Annotated in this window: 17 protein-coding genes and 1 rRNA gene; 7 read left to right on the top strand and 11 right to left on the bottom strand. The window is 51.2% G+C overall.

Annotated elements, in window-relative coordinates; all coding sequences use genetic code 11:
* Positions 1-152 precede the first annotated feature (152 nt).
* Positions 153-268: ribosomal RNA gene (gene rrf / locus BM191_RS08795) — 5S ribosomal RNA — on the top strand.
* A 783-nt stretch (positions 269-1,051) separates the two neighbouring features.
* Here the strand turns inward: rrf and fis are convergent.
* From fis to acuI, 11 genes are all read right to left on the bottom strand, one after another.
* Positions 1,052-1,348 carry a DNA-binding transcriptional regulator Fis gene (gene fis, locus BM191_RS08790; protein ID WP_000462905.1) on the bottom strand — a complete coding sequence of 99 codons (297 nt, stop codon included), beginning with the start codon at positions 1,346-1,348 and terminating at the stop codon, positions 1,052-1,054.
* Between the two features lie 25 nt (positions 1,349-1,373).
* Positions 1,374-2,339, bottom strand: a complete 966-nt coding sequence (gene dusB / locus BM191_RS08785; RefSeq protein ID WP_092877276.1) for a tRNA dihydrouridine synthase DusB — start codon at positions 2,337-2,339, stop codon at positions 1,374-1,376.
* Positions 2,340-2,720: 381 nt separating this feature from the next.
* Entirely contained in the window at positions 2,721-3,602 is an 882-nt protein-coding gene (gene prmA, locus BM191_RS08780) for a 50S ribosomal protein L11 methyltransferase (RefSeq protein ID WP_092877219.1), read from the bottom strand.
* A gap of 16 nt (positions 3,603-3,618) precedes the next feature.
* On the bottom strand, positions 3,619-5,064 hold the full coding sequence (gene panF / locus BM191_RS08775; protein ID WP_092877217.1) for a sodium/pantothenate symporter: 1,446 nt from the start codon (positions 5,062-5,064) through the stop codon (positions 3,619-3,621).
* The gene (locus BM191_RS08770; protein ID WP_092877215.1) at positions 5,048-5,296 is read right to left on the bottom strand and encodes a YhdT family protein; all 249 of its coding nucleotides are present in this window, start codon (positions 5,294-5,296) and stop codon (positions 5,048-5,050) included. The genes panF and BM191_RS08770 overlap by 17 nt, the downstream gene beginning before the upstream one ends.
* Positions 5,297-5,371: 75 nt before the next feature.
* The gene (accC, locus tag BM191_RS08765; protein ID WP_092877213.1) at positions 5,372-6,718 is read right to left on the bottom strand and encodes an acetyl-CoA carboxylase biotin carboxylase subunit; all 1,347 of its coding nucleotides are present in this window, start codon (positions 6,716-6,718) and stop codon (positions 5,372-5,374) included.
* 11 nt (positions 6,719-6,729) lie between these two features.
* Positions 6,730-7,200, bottom strand: a complete 471-nt coding sequence (accB, locus tag BM191_RS08760) for an acetyl-CoA carboxylase biotin carboxyl carrier protein (RefSeq protein ID WP_092877211.1) — start codon at positions 7,198-7,200, stop codon at positions 6,730-6,732.
* A 20-nt stretch (positions 7,201-7,220) separates the two neighbouring features.
* Positions 7,221-7,673, bottom strand: coding sequence for a type II 3-dehydroquinate dehydratase (aroQ, locus tag BM191_RS08755; protein WP_092877209.1), 453 nt, complete (start codon positions 7,671-7,673; stop codon positions 7,221-7,223).
* Positions 7,674-7,890: 217 nt separating this feature from the next.
* Positions 7,891-8,490: a protein-methionine-sulfoxide reductase heme-binding subunit MsrQ gene (gene msrQ / locus BM191_RS08750; protein ID WP_092877207.1), complete on the bottom strand. Its 600-nt coding sequence runs from the start codon at positions 8,488-8,490 to the stop codon at positions 7,891-7,893.
* A complete protein-coding gene (gene msrP / locus BM191_RS08745; protein WP_092877205.1) occupies positions 8,491-9,498 on the bottom strand; it encodes a protein-methionine-sulfoxide reductase catalytic subunit MsrP in 1,008 nt (335 codons plus the stop codon).
* A 132-nt stretch (positions 9,499-9,630) separates the two neighbouring features.
* A complete protein-coding gene (gene acuI / locus BM191_RS08740; RefSeq protein ID WP_092877203.1) occupies positions 9,631-10,608 on the bottom strand; it encodes an acrylyl-CoA reductase (NADPH) in 978 nt (325 codons plus the stop codon).
* 233 nt (positions 10,609-10,841) lie between these two features.
* On the opposite strand from acuI, the gene csrD reads away from it, so the two are divergent.
* From csrD to rng, 6 genes are all read left to right on the top strand, one after another.
* Complete coding sequence (gene csrD, locus BM191_RS08735; protein ID WP_092877201.1) at positions 10,842-12,782, top strand: RNase E specificity factor CsrD; 1,941 nt, start codon at positions 10,842-10,844, stop codon at positions 12,780-12,782.
* A gap of 329 nt (positions 12,783-13,111) precedes the next feature.
* Complete coding sequence (gene mreB, locus BM191_RS08730) at positions 13,112-14,155, top strand: rod shape-determining protein MreB (protein ID WP_092877199.1); 1,044 nt, start codon at positions 13,112-13,114, stop codon at positions 14,153-14,155.
* 116 nt (positions 14,156-14,271) lie between these two features.
* Positions 14,272-15,402, top strand: a complete 1,131-nt coding sequence (gene mreC, locus BM191_RS08725; RefSeq protein ID WP_092877197.1) for a rod shape-determining protein MreC — start codon at positions 14,272-14,274, stop codon at positions 15,400-15,402.
* The gene (gene mreD / locus BM191_RS08720) at positions 15,399-15,887 is read left to right on the top strand and encodes a rod shape-determining protein MreD (protein WP_092877195.1); all 489 of its coding nucleotides are present in this window, start codon (positions 15,399-15,401) and stop codon (positions 15,885-15,887) included. Before mreC ends, mreD begins: the two co-directional genes overlap by 4 nt.
* Before the next feature lie 8 nt (positions 15,888-15,895).
* The gene (locus tag BM191_RS08715) at positions 15,896-16,489 is read left to right on the top strand and encodes a Maf family protein (RefSeq protein WP_092877193.1); all 594 of its coding nucleotides are present in this window, start codon (positions 15,896-15,898) and stop codon (positions 16,487-16,489) included.
* Positions 16,479-17,948, top strand: a complete 1,470-nt coding sequence (gene rng / locus BM191_RS08710; protein WP_092877190.1) for a ribonuclease G — start codon at positions 16,479-16,481, stop codon at positions 17,946-17,948. The genes BM191_RS08715 and rng overlap by 11 nt, the downstream gene beginning before the upstream one ends.
* The last annotated feature ends 158 nt before the right edge of the window (positions 17,949-18,106 follow it).

Below are 18,106 nucleotides of genomic sequence, written 5' to 3'. Positions count from 1 at the left end.
TTGAGCTGACCGGTACTAATGACCCGTGAGGCTTAACCTTACAACGCCAGAAGCGTTCGGGGTGAGTTGAGAGAATTTTTGGCTTGTTGACGGACAGAGAACAGAGTTGTGTTCTGCGCAGAGAAGAGGCGGGACATGACGTAAAGAATTTGCCTGGCGGCAACAGCGCGGTGGTCCCACCTGACCCCATGCCGAACTCAGAAGTGAAACGCCGTAGCGCCGATGGTAGTGTGGGGTCTCCCCATGCGAGAGTAGGGAACTGCCAGGCATCAAACAGAAGAAGAGACCCCGTGCCTGCGCACGGGGTTTTTTTATGGGCGTCATCCGGGCATGGGGTGGTCGTACTGTCATACCGGGCCGGCGGCATCAGAGAAGGCCAGTTTTTAGCGAAGACAAATGTCAGCGAATAAGGCTGGTGCTTTATTACCGCGTGAATAACGACCCTGAAAGCGTGACTTAAGTTAACGATCTGGCGAACTTACAGGACCCAGCTTTGCTCCACAATCCATTCTGGCTGTGATTAAGAATAGGTTCGCTAACTTTACCAATATTATAACTGAAGCTTTTATTTAAACTTCAGATCCTCGCTCAAACCACCCAAGCTTCCAAACGTTATCATGTATAGTAGGTTTTGCGGTCTGCGGGTCAACGCTTCCGGATGTAATGCTCACTTTTAACGTGGACAAAAGTGAAAAGCGCTCTCTTGTAAAAAATGAAATAATCGGGTTACCCGGCTTAATACGGAAAGTATTGAGTTCTGATGGATTAGAAGCAAGGGGGCAAATGCGCTGTGTTAGCTATGATTAAAGGTTACCAGCGATAATGACGTGGTGCAGAAGTCACAAGGCTGACTCCTGATGATCTGGAGCAATATTTCAATTAATCAGATACTAACGGGTATGAGATAATGGTGTTTTTTGCTGTACCGCTTACCATCATTGATGGCTCAGCTCGTACTTATGGCTTGTTGGCTACAGAAGAGTACACATATATAAAAAGGCGTCAAATCAGGTGATTAACGCCTTTTTAGTCATGATATCGCCCGACTCTATCAGTTCATGCCGTATTTTTTCAGCTTCTTACGCAGAGTGCCACGATTGATTCCCATCATCAGGGCTGCGCGGGTTTGGTTACCACGGGTGTATTGCATCACCATGTCTAACAGTGGTTGTTCTACTTCAGCCAGTACCAGCTCATAAAGGTCATTGACATCCTGACCATTCAATTGAGCAAAATAGTTCTTCAGTGCCTGCTTGACCGAATCACGCAGGGGTTTTTGGGTTACCTGATCCTGAGAGTTAACGGTAGAAACGGTCAGTACGTCAGAATTTACGCGTTGTTCGAACATAGTTCTGTCAGCTCTTTATTTCTGTTTACGCAAGTTTTTCGAAGTATGCCTCCAACGCCTCCAGCTGTTTGCTGGCATCCTCAATGGCGTTGAATGTGCGCCGGAACTGGTCATCCGGAGCGTGTTCCTGTAAATACCAGGATACATGCTTACGAGCAATACGATATCCCTTAGCCTGACCATAAAAGTCATGTAGCTCACGTATATGCCCGATAAGCAAGCGCTTGACCTCAGCGAGTGGCATCGGTGCAAGAAGCTCTCCAGTGTCCAGATAATGCTGGATTTCCCGGAAGATCCAGGGTCTTCCCTGAGCAGCACGTCCTATCATCAGGGCATCCGCCCCGGTATAGTCAAGCACTGCTCTGGCTTTATGCGGGTCAGTTATGTCGCCATTCGCAATAACCGGAATAGCAACGCTCTGCTTAACTGTCCGAATGCTGTCGTATTCTGCTTGACCATTGAACAAGCAGGCGCGGGTGCGCCCATGAATGGTTAAAGCCTGAATGCCACAACGTTCAGCCAATTGGGCAATCTCAATACAGTTACGATTCTCGCTATTCCACCCGGTACGTATTTTTAGCGTAACGGGAACATCAACAGCGTTAACCACTGCTTTAAGAATAGAAGCGACAAGAGAGGGATACTGCAGTAAAGCAGAACCTGCCATCTTGCGATTCACCTTTTTCGCGGGACACCCCATGTTGATGTCGATGAGCTGGGCGCCGGACGCCACATTAATGCGCGCAGCCCGAGCCATCTCATCGGGATCGCAACCTGCAATTTGCACGGCCCGAATACCGAATTCGTCACGATGCACCATGCGCAGACGGGATTTATCGCTGGCCCAGACTTCAGGATTGGACGACAACATCTCCGATACAGTCATTCCAGCCCCCATCGCATAACAAAGCGTTCTGAACGGTCTGTCAGTGATGCCTGCCATCGGCGCAGCAATCAGTCTATTGCGAAGCTGATGATCTCCTATGCGCATGTAAAACGTGACCATAATGTGTCCACAAGGCGGCGTATATTACGCATTTTCCGCAGAAGATGAAAGGCCAAACTTTGAACAATTCCTGTTGACAGATCAATGTAATTGCAACCAGCCAGAGCATTGACTGGCAATCGCTAGTTATAACAACAGGTTAGATTTTTATGTTTAAATTATAAGCAAAAAAATTTCTTTTAAAGAATCAAATTGCCGGATAATCAACGCCATGAAAGGCTTCGGGCGTTACATCTGCCGCTTAATTTTTCTTCTAAAAGAGTGTTATTCATTCAGATTGGCCGGTGCACTCCCGAAAAACCAGCCGACTAATAACTGACAAGCCCTCTTACTTTCATTATGCCGATGCCGATGGCGATGAGAAAGTTAGCGCTTTTTGCCGGTTATGCGACACCATTCGTCCTTTTCCACAACGTCGTCAAGGGCAAAAAGATCCCTGTAAGCCTCGCAGACGCTCTCAGCCTGGCTGGCCAGAATACCGGACAGGCCTAGGTGACCGCCGTCATTTGGCAGCACGCAGATTAGGGGAGCCAGCTCGCGCAAAGGACCGGCAAGAATATTGGCGACTACCACATCAGCATGCAGATTGCCCGGCTGTTGATGTGGTAGATAAAGCGACAGTTGCCCGGAAACACCATTGCGCTGTGCATTATCGCGACTTGCCTGGATAGCTTGAGGATCGATGTCAATACCGATGGCCTGCGCGGCGCCAAGTTTCAACGCTGCAATTGCCAGGATACCTGAACCGCAGCCGAAGTCGATCACCGTTTTCCCGGTTAAATCAAGACCGTCAAGCCAGCTAAGGCAGAGTGCGGTGGTAGGATGGGTTCCGGTACCAAAGGCCAGTCCAGGGTCGAGCATGACGTTTACCGCTGTGGGGTCAGGCACTTCGCGCCAGCTGGGGCAAATCCAAAGGCGCTTGCCAAAACGCATCGGGTGGAAGTTTTCCATCCATTCGCGCTCCCAGTCTTTGTCTTCAATTTGCTCAATTTTGTGATGAAAGTCTGTATCCAGTAGGGGGTGAGCTGCCAACGCGCTTATCACACTATTCATCGCTGTTTCGGCGTCAAACAGACCGATTACGTCCGTATCTCCCCACAGACGGGTTTCGCCGGGAAGTGGCTCAAAAACTGGCGTATCGTGGGTATCCTGAAAGGTTACAGACACTGCGCCTTGCTCAAGCAGGGCATCGCCGAGCTCTTCCGCCCGAGTGCCGGTAGTGTTGATTCTCATTTGTATCCAGGGCATAGCAATCTCTTTTCAATTACATGGTCGAAGGCTGTGGGGCCGTCCGGCCAAAACGGTTAGCAATAATAAAAGTCAACAGGCTCAGTGCCAGCGAAGGCACTATAGGATGAAAGCCCCAAATCTGCAGATTGAAACTGGCCAGTAAGGTATAGCTGATGACACCCGCGATAAGACTGCCCAGCGCGCCGGTGGCGTTGGCGTTCTGCCAGTAAAGGCCAAGCACCAGCGGCCAGAGAAATACAGCCTCCAGGCCACCGAAGGACAGAAGATTTAGCCAGATTATCATCTCAGGTGGCCGCGATGCCGCCAGCAGCAGCAGTATACCCTGCAACAGGGTTACCATTCCGGAAATCAGCTTCAGGCGTTCTTCGTTAGCGGCTTGTTGTGGCGCGACTCGCAGATACAGGTCTTTAACTAGGGTGGCGGAAGATTGAAGCAGATGGGCGTTGACTGATGACATAATGGCTGCCATCGGCGCGGCCAGAAATACGCCCGCCGCCCAGGGGGGTAAAACTTTGAGCATCAGCGTCGGGATCACTAAATCTGGCACTTTAAGGCCTGGCAGCACGGCCCGACCTAGCGCTCCAGCAAGATGCATTCCCAGCATTAGTACTGAAACGACAATGGTGCCGAGAAACATGCCACGATGTACTGCCTTGCTGTCCTTGTAAGAAATGCAACGCACCGCCGTATGCGGCAAGCCAATGACGCCAAAGCATACCAGTACGATGAATGATCCGATAAAAGTTGGTGTGATGATATGGTCCGCCCCGCCAGGTGCGATTAGCTGCGGGTCAATCTGCTGCAGTTTGGTTATCGCCTCACCGGCTCCCCCGGCCGCATGTATAACAGCAAATAGCAGCAGGAAGGTACCCGCCAGCATGACCACTCCCTGCATAGCATCATTCAGTACGCTGGCGCGGAATCCGCCAAAAGTAGTGTACAGCGCGATGGTAACGCCAAAAATTAATAATCCGGTACTGTAAGGAATGCCCGCTGCGGTTTCCAATAGACGCGCGCCGCCAATAAATTGCACCGTCATGGCACCGATAAAAGCCACCAATAAGCTCAGGCTGGCTAACCATACCAGCAGCGAGCTGCCATAACGTGCATAGAGCATGTCGTTCAGGGTCACTGCATTATAGCGACGAGCAAGGATAGCAAATTTTTTACCCAGTATGCCCAGTGAAAGCCAGACAGCCGGCACCTGGATCATCGCCAGAAGAACCCAGCCCAGCCCGTATTTATAGGCCGCGCCGGGGCCGCCAATAAACGAGCTGGCGCTGATATAGGTTGCTGCCAACGTCATTGCCAGTACAAAGCCACCCATTGAACGTCCGCCAAGGAAGTATTCATGCAAAAAACTCCCCTCACGTCGTTTACGCACCGCAAACAGCGACAGGGCTGCGACCAGCAGTAGATAGCCCAGTAGCGGCAGTATGACCTCAAGTTGGCGCGTCATTATCATCCTCCAGCGGGATATCGCGAAACACCACGCGGATCATCAGCCAGCAAAGCAGTATAAACAGCAAAGGTACCATCAGACAGGAAAGTTCAAACCAGCGGGGAAGGCCGGTGATTCCGGGCTGTGAGCCGGCCAACCAAGCCGTCATAGCCCAAAGCACCAAATAAGCGACTGCCAGCCAGAATGACCAGCGAGCTTCTTTATGCGCCTGGATAAAGCGACTTTCCATGTATTCACCTTGCATCGCAGATAAAGAAAAAGGCCGGTAAACCGGCCTTGACGCGGAGCGTGATAGCAGACATTCCTATTCGTGAATGCCTAATTTTTTCTCCAGATAGTGGATATTTGTTCCACCTTTCTGGAATTGTTCATCTGCCATGATTTTCATTTGCAGTTCAACGTTGGTTTTAATACCGTCGATGATAAGTTCGGCAAGGGCATTCTTCATGCGGGCGATAGCCACCTGACGAGTGTCGCCGTAGGTAATCAGCTTGCCGATCATTGAGTCATAGTATGGCGGAACGGTGTAGCCAGCATAAATATGTGACTCCCAGCGCACGCCAAAACCGCCAGGCGCATGAAACCGCGTGATTTTGCCAGGGCTTGGCAGGAAGGTGTTTGAATCTTCAGCGTTTATGCGACATTCAACCGCATGGCCTTTGATTTTAACCTCATCCTGCTTTAGTGAGAGCGGTTGACCGGCAGCAACCCGTAGCTGCTCCTTGATCAGGTCCACGCCTGTAATCATTTCGGTGACCGGATGCTCTACCTGAATACGGGTGTTCATTTCAATGAAATAGAATTCGCCGCTTTCATAAAGGAACTCAAAGGTGCCCGCACCGCGATAGCCAATTTCAATACAGGCATTGGCACAGCGTTCGCCGATATATTTGCGCAGTTCCGGCGTAATGCCCGGTGCTGGTGCTTCTTCCACTACTTTCTGGTGACGCCGCTGCATTGAACAGTCGCGTTCTGCCAGATAGATAGCGTTACCCTGGCCATCGGCCATGACCTGGATTTCAATATGGCGCGGATTCTCCAGATATTTCTCCATGTAGACCATATCGTTATTGAAGGCGGCTTTCGCCTCCGCACGCGTCATGGTGATGGAGTGCTCCAGATCTTTTTCAGCACGCACGACGCGCATACCGCGTCCGCCGCCGCCGCCGGAAGCTTTGATTATTACCGGATAACCAATTTTATGGGCAACCTCTCGGTTTTTATCCATGTCATCGCCGAGCGGACCGCCAGAACCCGGCACGCAGGGAACGCCGGCGTTTTTCATGGCATTAATGGCGGAAACCTTATCGCCCATCAGGCGGATTGTTTCTGCCCTGGGGCCGATGAAGATAAAACCAGACTGTTCTACTTGCTCAGCGAAGTCGGCATTTTCGGATAAAAAACCGTACCCAGGGTGGATTGCCGCCGCGCCGGTGATTTCGGCGGCCGAAATCAGCGCAGGAATATTAAGGTAACTTTTTACTGAAGGTGGCGGCCCGATACAAACGGTCTCGTCTGCCAGTAGGACATGTTTCAGATCGCGATCCGCGCTTGAATGCACGGCAACCGTCTTAATACCTAATTCTTTACAGGCGCGAAGAATACGCAGGGCGATCTCTCCGCGGTTTGCTATAACAATTTTATCCAGCATGGTACGCCTCGTTATTCGATGACGACCAGCGGCTCGTCGAATTCAACAGGTTGGCCGCTTTCAACCAGAATGGCTTTCACCACGCCAGATTTATCGGCTTCGATCTGGTTCATCATCTTCATTGCTTCAACAATGCACAAGGTATCGCCCGCATTAACCTTCTGGCCGACTTCCACAAATGCTTTAGCATCAGGGCTTGGTGTGCGATAGAAGGTACCTACCATCGGAGAACGCACGATATGCCCATTCAACTCCGTGCTTACCGGTGCTTCAGCCACTGTTGACGGCGCGGGTGCTACGGCGGTAGCAAGCGCCGGTTGAGGCTGATACTGCGGCACATAAGCCTGCTGCATAACAGGATAGCCGGTGTTTACAGGTGCACGACTGATGCGAACTGACTCTTCACCTTCAGAAATTTCCAGTTCGGCGATACCTGATTCTTCAACCAGTTCGATCAGTTTTTTTATCTTACGAATATCCATGAAGGGGTTCCGTACTTGGTTTATTTAGATTGTTTCAGACGTTTGACTGCCGTTTGTAATGCCCACGTATAGCCATCAGCACCCAGCCCGCAGATCACGCCAGCCGAAACATCGGAAAGATAGGAGTGGTGACGAAAAGGTTCGCGGGCATGTACATTCGACAGATGAACTTCGATAAAAGGGATGTTCACGGCCAACAATGCGTCGCGCAGTGCCACGCTGGTATGGGTGAAGGCCGCTGGATTAATAATGATATAATCGACTTTGCCACGTGCATCATGAATGCGTTCAATCAGTTTATCTTCTGCATTAGATTGGAGATGACTCAGGGCTGCATCCATATTTGCCGCCTGCTCAGTCAGCTGGTTGACGATCTCGGTCAACGTCGTGTCGCCGTATTTATCTGGCTCACGTGTCCCCAGCAGATTGAGGTTTGGACCATTTAAGAGCAATATATGGAAATTTATGGTCATCTTGCTGCCATCTCCTGCGATAACGTGAGCATCGCACAAAATACCTCGCGAAAAGACATTTGTCACCTTTAACTGCAAAAAAGGCGACTTTCTGACGAGCGAAGCGAGGCATTATAACGATATCAGCGCAATTAGCTGCTAAATACTGATCTTATCAGCGAAGATTATAAACTGAAAGTCGCAATCAGCCGGCGACTATGCGCGATAGCCCACATTATTACCACCAGTTCCGAAACTTTTTCCAGCGCCATGCCAACATGACCAGAGCCAAAGTGGCATAGATGAATGGCTGCGGAGAGAGTATCTTCACTGACCAGATGTAGTGAATTGTTGCCAGAATAATGACCAGGTAGAGGGTGTTATGCAGTGTCTGCCAGCGTTTACCTAATTTTTTCTGCGCACCTTGAAATGATGTCAATGTCAGCATCAGTAAAATAAACCAGCAAATGATGCCGAGGGTCAGATAGGGGCGGAAAACCAGCTCTTCGCCTAGCAATCTAAGATTGTTGATACCCAATTCCAGCAAAGCATAGCTAATTAAGTGCAGACTGGCCCAGGCGAAACACCATAATCCCAACAGGCGGCGCACACGAATAAGCAGTGGCTGCTTGCTGTAGCGCGCCAGTGGCGTGACTGCAAGGGTAGCCAGGAGTAATTTCAGCGCCATACGTCCGGTAAAGTGCTGAATGTCCCTGGCCGGATCGGCACTGAACCATCCCTGATTTATCGACACCATTACCCAGAGTAATGGCAGAGAAGCTGACAGATGCAGCAGAACTTTTAGCCAGCCGATCTGTTTAACATTAAGACGCCGCACTTAGAAGTTCTCCCGCAGATCAAGCCCTCTGTATAATGATGCTACCCGATCGGCATAGCCGTTAAATAATAGTGTTGGCTGTCGGTTGACATCAAGGATTCCTCCTGCGCCGATGAATCGTTCGGTAGCCTGAGACCAGCGAGGATGATCAACATGCGGATTGACGTTAGCGTAGAAACCATACTCTCTGGGGGCAGACAGGTTCCAGGTGGTGGGGGGCATATCCTTAACCAGGGTGATTTTGACTATCGACTTGATACCTTTGAAGCCATATTTCCACGGCACTGTCAGGCGGATGGGCGCGCCGTTTTGCGGCGGCAACGCTTTGCCGTATACGCCAGTGGTCAGTAGCGTCAACGGATGCATAGCCTCATCCAGCCTTAGCCCCTCAATATAGGGGTAACTCAGGCCGCCGCCGATAAAACGATCTTTCTGTCCCGGCATCTGGTCTGGTGCAAAAACTGTCTGAAATGCCACGTAACGTGCACTGCTGGTAGGTTCTGCGGCTTTCAGTAACTTGCCTAATTCAAAGCCAATCCAGGGGACGACCATTGACCAGGCTTCAACGCAACGCATACGATAAATTCGCTGCTCAAAGGGAAAGCGCTTAGCGATGTCGTCCATGTCCAGCGTCACTGGCTTTGCTACTTCGCCTCCGATCTCAATTTTCCACGGTTCGATTTTCAGCGTCCCTGCATTGGCCGCTGGATCGGCCTTATCCAGTCCGAACTCGTAAAAATTGTTATAGCCGGTGACCTTCTCTTCCGGGGTGAGCGTCAGATTTGCCTGATAGGATTCCGGTTGGCTGAACGTCAGTTTTTTACCGGGTGCGGCCTTAGGACGGTCGTGACCTTTAAACCATGAAAGAATATCGGCCTGCACCCTACCCGGCAGGCTGATTGCCGCTGCGCCGATACCAAGTCGTTTCACGAGCTGACGCCGGTTAGCGTTGAAAATAGCCTCAGGGGTTACGTCATTTTCAGTGAGTTTTTTGAGCGGTTTGTTCATTGCGGCGTCCCATTAAGTCTGTAGCTTTGGCAGTAAGCATGGGATCAAACCGCATTTCAGGCGAGTTTTTAATGTTAAATATGAAATTTTGGACACGAGCAGCGCCCTGGTAAAAAACAGGGCGCTGAAAAATTAGCGTATTTTGACCAGTGTACGACCAGTGATGTTGTTTGCCAGCAACTGCTGAGCGGCTTCGATAGCTCCCGGGAGTGTCACTTCACGGGTAGCCAACTGGTAATAAGACTCCGGCAGGCTTTTAGTCAGCCGCTTCCAGACTTCAGCGCGGCGTACGGCTGGTACGTTTACGGAATCGATGCCCTGTAAGCGCACATTACGCAAAATAAACGGTATAACGGTGGTGGGTAGATTGACGCCCCCGGCCAGACCACAGGCGGCGACAACGCCACCGTAATGAATCTGAGCTAACAGGTTAGCGAGAACTTTGTCGCCTACGGTATCGATAGCACCGGCCCAGCGCTGTTTTTCCAGCGGACGAACGTCACCGCTCAACGCTTCCCGACTAAGAATGTTGTCTGCTCCCAGTTGCTGTAGCATCGGGTGGGTGGCACTACGGCCACTCTGGGCGCAAACTTTGTATCCCAAGCTATGAAGCAGCGCAACGGCAGTACTGCCAACACCTCCACCGGCACCGGTTACCAGTATTTCGCCGCTTTGTGGCGTAATGCCACCTTCTTCCAGCGCCATAACACATAGCATGGCGGTGAAACCAGCCGTGCCGATAATCATCGCTTTGCGGCTATCGAGCCCTTTTGGCATAGCCACTAACCAGTCGGCTTTTACCCTGGCCTGCTCAGCCAGCCCACCCCAATGCGCTTCACCGACACCCCAGCCGGTCAGAATCACAGACTGGCCATAATGAAAACGCGGATCGTTGCTGTACACTACACGCCCCGAGAAATCGATGCCGGGAATCATTGGGAACTGCCGGATAATTTTGCCTTTACCGGTGATCGCCAGCGCATCTTTATAGTTAATGCCTGACCAGTCCACTTCAACGGTAACCTCACCGTCTGGAAGCTCATCGGGGGAAATATCTGCCAGCCGTGCTTGCGTCTGGCCGTTATGTTGTTCCAGTAACAACGCTTGCATAGGAATCTCCTGAAAATTAGGTGATTGTCGGCGAAAATGGCTGTTAACAAACTATACTCGCGAAAATTCCATTATGAGTGATATCGCACAAGCCAGGCTGCGAAAGATGTGGTATTTTCCCAGCTGCTAAGAACGCGAGCGTCATAATTGCTGGCAGGTTGTCACCGCCCGATTGACCAGACCGAACCTGGCGAGTGATGATTTTATACATGGCAGTAAATACAGGCACAAGGATGCGATTAACCACCAGACTTTCTGCATTTATAACACTTCTGAGCGTGATGGCGATGCTGTTAACGCTGGTTGGCTGCTTAGTCAGTTTCTTCTGGTTGGGTAACCAGCGCGTCGAGAAGCGAGTGCACATTATTGCCTCGGAGGTCGATAAGGCCTTATTGCATCAACAGCCTGCGGATATCAGTAACTGGCTCAGTAAAATGATGTTGCCCATGCAAATTGCGCGTATTGACCTGGTGCAGCAGGATAATACGTTGTTGCAGGTGGTAGTGCATCAGGACTCGCTGATTAGTGACGAGCCAAATCGTTACGCTGAGACCCGCGTCAGATTGCCCCGGCATCCCCAGGTGGAACTCCGTATTTTTTGGGTAGATACGTTAAAAACCTGGTTCACCTCATTGATTGGTTTTTCGCTGTTAGCTGCGGTTGCCGTGGTTGTGGTGGTGATGATAATGATCATGCTGGTTGCAAATCGCTGGCTTTATCGGCAGTTAAAAGGAATGGAACAGCTGGAAACCCGAGCCGGCCGTATTCTCAGTGGCGAGCGGGGGAGCGTGAAACAAGGCTCAGTGCATGAGTGGCCTCCGCGTGCCAGTAGCGCACTCGACCTGCTGCTGGCTGATCTGAGAGAGGCTGGCGATCAGCGGATCCGTATTGATACGTTAATTCGCGCGTTTGCTTCTCAGGATGCGCATACCGGTCTGCATAATCGCCTGTTCTTCGACAGTCAATTGACCAATCTGCTGGAAGACCCCGAGAACGTGGGTACTCACGGCGTTGTGATGATGATTCGGCTGCCGGATATCGAATCCATTCGTGAGCGTTGGGGAGCACATCGTATCGATGAGTATCAGTTCGACCTGGTGAATATGCTTTCCACATTTGTTATGCGCTATCCTGGTGCACTACTGGCACGTTATTTTCATAGTGATTATGCCGTGTTATTGCCGCACAGGACATTAAAGGAGGCCGATAACATCGCGGCCCAACTCATCAATGCTGTCGATTCTCTGCCGCCTACGCGAATGTTCGATCGTAATGACATGATTCACATCGGCATTACTGCCTGGCACAGTGAACAGACAACCCAGCAGGTGATGGATAGCGTGGAACTGGCGACACGCCATGCTGCTTTGCAAGGCGGTAATAACTGGTCAGTAGGTGAAGGTGCCTCACTGATCTTTGGTCGGGGTAGCGTTAAGTGGCGCACGTTGTTGGAACAAACGCTGAATCGGGGCGGGCCACGGTTGTATCAGAAGCCAGCACTGACCAGCCATAACGTGATTCATCATCGGGAGATGATGCCGCGCATCTTTGATGGTGAAAAGGAGGTGCTGGCGGCTGAATATTTGCCGATGGTCCAGCAGATGGGCATGGCGGAGAGCTATGATCGCCAGATGGTCAGCGGCATATTGTCTCTGCTGGATATGTGGCCGCAGGAGGCGTTGGCCGTACCGGTAACCATTGACTCATTACTTCAGCGGTCATTCCTTAACTGGCTGCGGGATACCCTGCTTCAGTGCAGCATATCGCAAAGAAAACGCATTTTATTTGAACTTGCCGAGGCTGATGTGTGTCAACACATCAGCCGATTGCAGTCGGTCTTTGAATTTTTATATGGATTTGGCTGTCGGGTGGCGGTTAATCAGGCCGGCCTCACGGTAGTAAGCACCGCCTACATCAAGCAGTTTTCGGTTGAGTTAATTAAGCTTCATCCAGGCTTGGTGCGTAATATCGATCGCCGTACGGAAAATCAGCTGTTTGTTCAGAGTCTGGTCGATGTTTGTGTTAAAACGCCAACCCGAGTTTTTGCAGCCGGTGTGAAAAGCGCACAGGAGTGGAGAACCCTGGAGAAATTGGGGGTTACCGGCGGTCAGGGAGATTATTTTGCTGCGACGCAGTTAGTTAATCGCAACCAGAAAAATATACGTCCGGAGTGAAAGCCTGGACTGCTGCAGGACGTAATTTGACGTAGAATAATTGGCAGTTGTAATCCCCGAAAAATTTCGCCAGCGAGCCGGAGCGAAATCGAAAGGAAATGTTAAACTTTTATAACAATTATATCCGCTTCTACATTCATCCATGCAGAGAAAAGTGGCGTATATCGGGCATTGCGCATTCCGGATGCGTATAAGAATTATCTTAGATGCTGACATTTGTTTTTTTTTAATCGACTAACGTTAGCATTGCGCCTTGTCGCTATTGAGCGTGGTTGGTACAGTAAGCGGATTTTAAACTCCGCCCCCAGCTAGCAGGATTATCCTTCAGTATGTTTAAAAAATTTCGTGGCATGTTTTCCAATGACTTGTCCATTGACCTGGGTACTGCGAATACCCTCATTTATGTAAAAGAACAGGGCATTGTCCTCAATGAACCTTCCGTTGTCGCTATTCGTCAGGATCGTGCCGGTTCACCTAAAAGCGTAGCCGCTGTCGGGCACGATGCTAAACAGATGTTAGGCCGAACTCCGGGCAATATTGCTGCGATTCGTCCGATGAAAGATGGTGTTATCGCTGACTTTTTCGTCACCGAAAAAATGCTGCAACATTTCATCAAACAGGTTCACAGCAATAGTTTCATGCGTCCAAGCCCGCGCGTATTAGTATGCGTGCCGGTTGGCGCAACCCAGGTTGAGCGTCGTGCCATTCGTGAGTCGGCGCAGGGTGCTGGTGCGCGTGAGGTATTTCTGATTGAAGAGCCGATGGCCGCAGCTATTGGTGCTGGCCTGCCTGTTTCTGAAGCAACGGGTTCAATGGTCGTTGATATCGGGGGCGGTACCACTGAAGTGGCGGTTATTTCACTCAATGGCGTGGTCTACTCCTCTTCAGTACGTATTGGCGGTGACCGCTTTGATGAAGCGATTATTAACTATGTGCGGCGTAATTACGGGTCGCTGATTGGCGAGGCTACCGCTGAGCGCATTAAACACGGAATTGGCTCGGCTTATCCCGGTGATGAAGTGCACGAAATTGAAGTACGCGGACGCAATCTGGCAGAAGGGGTCCCGCGTGGATTCACGCTTAATTCTAATGAAATTCTTGAGGCGTTGCAGGAGCCGCTGACAGGGATTGTTAGTGCAGTGATGGTTGCACTGGAGCAATGCCCGCCGGAGCTGGCCTCTGATATCTCAGAGCGCGGTATGGTGCTTACCGGCGGTGGTGCGCTGCTGCGTAATCTTGATCGTTTGCTCATGGAAGAGACCGGTATTCCGGTCGTCGTTGCTGAAGACCCGTTGACCTGTGTGGCGCGGGGTGGTGGTAAGGCGTTGGAAATGATCGACATGCACGGCGGCGACCTGTTTAGCGAAGAATAAGTCGTTTGTATCAGGCTGTGAGTGTCGCGATGGCGACAGGTCCGCGACCAGTGAGGGGCCACAGCCTGGGGGCGGTTTAACCGCCCGTCTCTTGTTGTCGAGGAAGACTCACCTTTATGAAGCCAATTTTCAGCAAGGGCCCCTCCTTGCAGCTACGCCTTTTTACAGCCGTACTGGTTGCTATTGTCGTCATCGTTGCAGACAGTCGTTTGGGCGCGTTCTCTCGTATCCGTACCTATATGGATACCGCTGTCAGTCCCTTCTACTTTCTGGCAAACGAGCCTGGCAAGATTCTGGATAGTGTTTCCGATGCTCTGACCTCGCGCCATCAGCTTGAGCTGGAAAATAAAGCGCTACAGCGCGAGCTGCTGCTGAAAAAAAGTGACCTTTTGCTGTTAGGGCAATATAAGCAGGAAAACGCCCGACTGCGTGAGCTGTTAGGCTCACCGCTGCGTCATGATGAACATATGATGGTGACACAGGTCATCTCAACCAGCACAGATCCCTACAGTAATCAGGTCGTGATTGATAAGGGCAGCGCTAATGGCGTTTATGAGGGGCAGCCGGTTATCAGTGATAAAGGCGTTGTAGGCCAGGTGATTGCGGTAGCAGAATATACCAGTCGTGTACTGCTGATTTGCGATCCCTCACATGCGCTGCCTGTGCAGGTGTTGCGTAATGATATACGCGTAATTGCTGCTGGCAACGGCTGCTCAGAGGATTTGCAGCTTGAACATCTGCCGGGAAATACGGATATCCGCGTTGGCGACGTGCTGGTGACCTCGGGTCTTGGCGGACGCTTTCCTGAAGGTTATCCGGTAGCCGTTGTTTCATCCGTTAAAGTCGATGCTCAGCGTGCCTATACGGTGATTAAGGCGCGTCCAACTGCGGGTTTGCAGCGGCTACGTTATCTGTTGTTGCTGTGGGGAGCGGATAGAAATGGAACGACGCCGATGTCCCCACAGGATGTGCAGCGTGTCGCTAACGAGCGCTTGATGCAAATGATGCCACAGGTTCTGCCGCCTGCGAACCTAATGGGACCGCCGGCACCGATAGCGCCTGCTACGCCAGGTAACACCCCGACTGGTTCAGTGCCGGCTTCGCCTGCAACGAGTCAGAATCCGACAAGTGCTGGCAGCGCTAATCCACAGGCGAAGCGTATCCAACCCTTAGCGCCACGTAACGGCTCGCCCTCATATGCGCTCACGGCGCAGGCGCAGAAAAATGCTGAAGGAGGACATCCTTGAGTAGCTATCGTAGCCACGGTCGTTGGGTGATCTGGCTTTCTTTTCTCTTTGCTTTGATATTACAAATCATGCCCTGGCCGGAACAGATTTACATGTTTCGGCCCTCGTGGCTGATGCTGATCGTCATCTACTGGACGTTGGCGTTACCCCATAGGGTTAGCGTCGGCACCGGTTTTATGATGGGGGGCATATTGGATCTGGTTTCAGGTTCAACGCTGGGCGTCAGGGCGCTGGCATTCAGTATTATTAGCTATCTGGTTGCCTTTAAATTTCAGCTTTTCCGCAATCTGGCGCTTTGGCAGCAGGCGCTAATGGTCATGGTGCTTTCCCTGACTCTGGATGTCATCGTTTTCTGGTCAGAATTCCTGGTGATTAACGTCTCGTTCCGGCCGGAAATTTTTTGGGGCAGTCTGGTTGATGGTATTCTCTGGCCCTGGCTATTCTTATTGATGAGAAAAGTCCGCCGTCAGTTTGCCGTACAATAAGGACACCTATGATCTCCCTTTATCTGGCCTCCGCTTCGCCTCGACGCTATGAGTTACTTACCCAGCTCGGTCTGGCGTTTAGCCGCCTTGCCACTGATGTTGACGAACAACGACAGGCGGGTGAGAGCGCCGAACAGTACGTCAGACGGCTGGCACGAGATAAAGCGTCGGCGGGCGTCGCTTTGGCGCCGCGGGATCTCCCGGTACTGGGCGCCGATACTATCGTGGTGCTGAATGGTGAGGTGCTCGGGAAACCGGCAGATGGTAACGCGGCCACGCGGATGCTCAGTGCGCTATCCGGGCAGAGCCACCAGGTAATGACCGCGATTGCCTTCGCCGATCGCCAACGATGTCTCCAGGCTATGGTGCAAACTGAGGTGACGTTTCGCCACCTGACGGTTGATGAGATTGTGCGTTACATTGCTAGCGGCGAGCCCATGGATAAGGCGGGTGCTTACGGTATCCAGGGGCTGGGTGGAAATTTTGTGCGCAAAATTAACGGTAGTTATCATGCGGTCGTCGGGCTACCGCTGGTTGAAACCGCGGAGCTTTTCAGCCAGTTTCAATCGCTGCGGATGACAGGAGTGCCTCATGACAGCTGAATTGCTGGTCAATATTACTCCTTCAGAAACACGCGTTGCCTATATCGACGGTGGTATTTTGCAGGAGATCCACATCGAGCGTGATGCGCGCCGGGGCATTGTTGGCAATATTTATAAAGGCCGCGTCAGCCGCGTGTTGCCCGGAATGCAGGCTGCTTTTGTTGATATTGGATTGGATAAAGCTGCCTTTCTGCACGCTTCTGATATCATGCCGCATACTGAATGTGTAGCGGGCGAAGAGCAGAAAAATTTTGCTGTGCGTGATATTGCTGAGCTGGTTCGTCAAGGGCAGGATTTGATGGTGCAGGTGGTCAAAGATCCCTTGGGCACCAAGGGCGCACGGCTGACAACAGACATCACTCTGCCATCGCGCTATCTGGTGTTTATGCCTGGGGCGTCACATGTTGGCGTTTCCCAACGCATTGAGAGCGAGACAGAGCGCGAGCGTCTTAAAAATGTGGTTCAGGGCTATTGCGACGAACAGGGCGGCTATATCATTCGCACTGCGGCTGAGGGGATCGGCGAGCAGGAACTGGCATCTGACGCTGCTTTTCTGAAGCGCTTATGGGTCAAAGTCACTGAGCGTAAAAAGCGCAATCAGAACCGCTGCCGTTTATATGGTGAGGTGGCGCTGGCACAGCGTATTTTACGCGATTTTGCCGGTGCCGGTCTGGATCGTATTCGGGTAGATTCGCGTCTGACATTTGAGCAGCTCCTGGAATTTACCAGTGAATATATTCCTGATATGACCGGTAAGCTTGAGCACTATAATGGTAAACAGCCGATATTCGATCTCTATGACGTGGAAAATGAAATTCAGCGGGCGCTCGATCGCAAGGTCGAACTTAAGTCCGGTGGCTATTTAATTATCGATCAGACCGAAGCGATGACAACCGTTGATATCAACACCGGTGCCTTTGTCGGCCATCGCAATCTCGATGAAACCATTTTTAACACTAATATCGAAGCTACTCAGGCGATAGCTCGCCAGCTGCGTCTGCGCAATCTGGGGGGGATCATCATTATCGATTTTATCGATATGAGTAATGAAGATCACCGCCGCCGGGTTTTGCACTCGCTTGAGCAGGCATTAAACAAAGATCGCGTTAAAACCAGCATTAGCGGCTTTTCGCAGCTCGGGCTGGTTGAAATGACGCGTAAGCGAACGCGTGAAAGTATTGAGCATGTTCTTTGCGGCGATTGTTCGGTATGTAAGGGGCGCGGTACGTTAAAGACGGTCGAAACGGTATGCTATGAAATCATGCGCGAAATTGTGCGTGTACATTATGCCTATGATTCTGACCGTTTTCTTGTTTACGCATCCCCGACAGTCGGCGACGCGCTTAAAAGCGATGAATCACATGCGCTGGCGGAAGTTGAGCTGTTTGTTGGCAAGGAAGTAAAAGTACAAATTGAACCGCTCTATACCCAGGAGCAGTTTGATGTGGTGATGATGTAATGAAGTATTAAGCGAAAAGTTCGCCTTTCATCCCAATATCGACACCAACCATAAAAATCGCGTTTACAATACGCTAAATTAGCCACCTCTATCTGAATATGCCCGATCCAGAAAAGGTGCGAGCCAACGTGTTGCGTCACGCTGGACAAGGAGAGAAG

Origin of the sequence: Izhakiella capsodis (assembly GCF_900115045.1) — a bacterium.
Lineage (GTDB): Bacteria > Pseudomonadota > Gammaproteobacteria > Enterobacterales > Enterobacteriaceae > Izhakiella > Izhakiella capsodis.
Note: the sequence above shows the minus strand (reverse complement) of the source record. Positions and strands in the feature narration are given on the sequence as shown.

What these genes read in the sequence shown, in the direction of transcription:
- prmA (WP_092877219.1), bottom strand. Translation starts at nt 3,602, where the DNA reads ATGCCCTGGATACAAATGAGAATCAACACTACCGGCACTCGGGCGGAA.
- fis (WP_000462905.1), bottom strand. Translation starts at nt 1,348, where the DNA reads ATGTTCGAACAACGCGTAAATTCTGACGTACTGACCGTTTCTACCGTT.
- mreB (WP_092877199.1), top strand. Translation starts at nt 13,112, where the DNA reads ATGTTTAAAAAATTTCGTGGCATGTTTTCCAATGACTTGTCCATTGAC.
- rng (WP_092877190.1), top strand. Translation starts at nt 16,479, where the DNA reads ATGACAGCTGAATTGCTGGTCAATATTACTCCTTCAGAAACACGCGTT.
- csrD (WP_092877201.1), top strand. Translation starts at nt 10,842, where the DNA reads ATGCGATTAACCACCAGACTTTCTGCATTTATAACACTTCTGAGCGTG.
- accB (WP_092877211.1), bottom strand. Translation starts at nt 7,200, where the DNA reads ATGGATATTCGTAAGATAAAAAAACTGATCGAACTGGTTGAAGAATCA.
- acuI (WP_092877203.1), bottom strand. Translation starts at nt 10,608, where the DNA reads ATGCAAGCGTTGTTACTGGAACAACATAACGGCCAGACGCAAGCACGG.
- panF (WP_092877217.1), bottom strand. Translation starts at nt 5,064, where the DNA reads ATGACGCGCCAACTTGAGGTCATACTGCCGCTACTGGGCTATCTACTG.
- BM191_RS08770 (WP_092877215.1), bottom strand. Translation starts at nt 5,296, where the DNA reads ATGGAAAGTCGCTTTATCCAGGCGCATAAAGAAGCTCGCTGGTCATTC.
- accC (WP_092877213.1), bottom strand. Translation starts at nt 6,718, where the DNA reads ATGCTGGATAAAATTGTTATAGCAAACCGCGGAGAGATCGCCCTGCGT.
- mreC (WP_092877197.1), top strand. Translation starts at nt 14,272, where the DNA reads ATGAAGCCAATTTTCAGCAAGGGCCCCTCCTTGCAGCTACGCCTTTTT.
- BM191_RS08715 (WP_092877193.1), top strand. Translation starts at nt 15,896, where the DNA reads ATGATCTCCCTTTATCTGGCCTCCGCTTCGCCTCGACGCTATGAGTTA.
- aroQ (WP_092877209.1), bottom strand. Translation starts at nt 7,673, where the DNA reads ATGACCATAAATTTCCATATATTGCTCTTAAATGGTCCAAACCTCAAT.
- dusB (WP_092877276.1), bottom strand. Translation starts at nt 2,339, where the DNA reads ATGCGCATAGGAGATCATCAGCTTCGCAATAGACTGATTGCTGCGCCG.
- msrP (WP_092877205.1), bottom strand. Translation starts at nt 9,498, where the DNA reads ATGAACAAACCGCTCAAAAAACTCACTGAAAATGACGTAACCCCTGAG.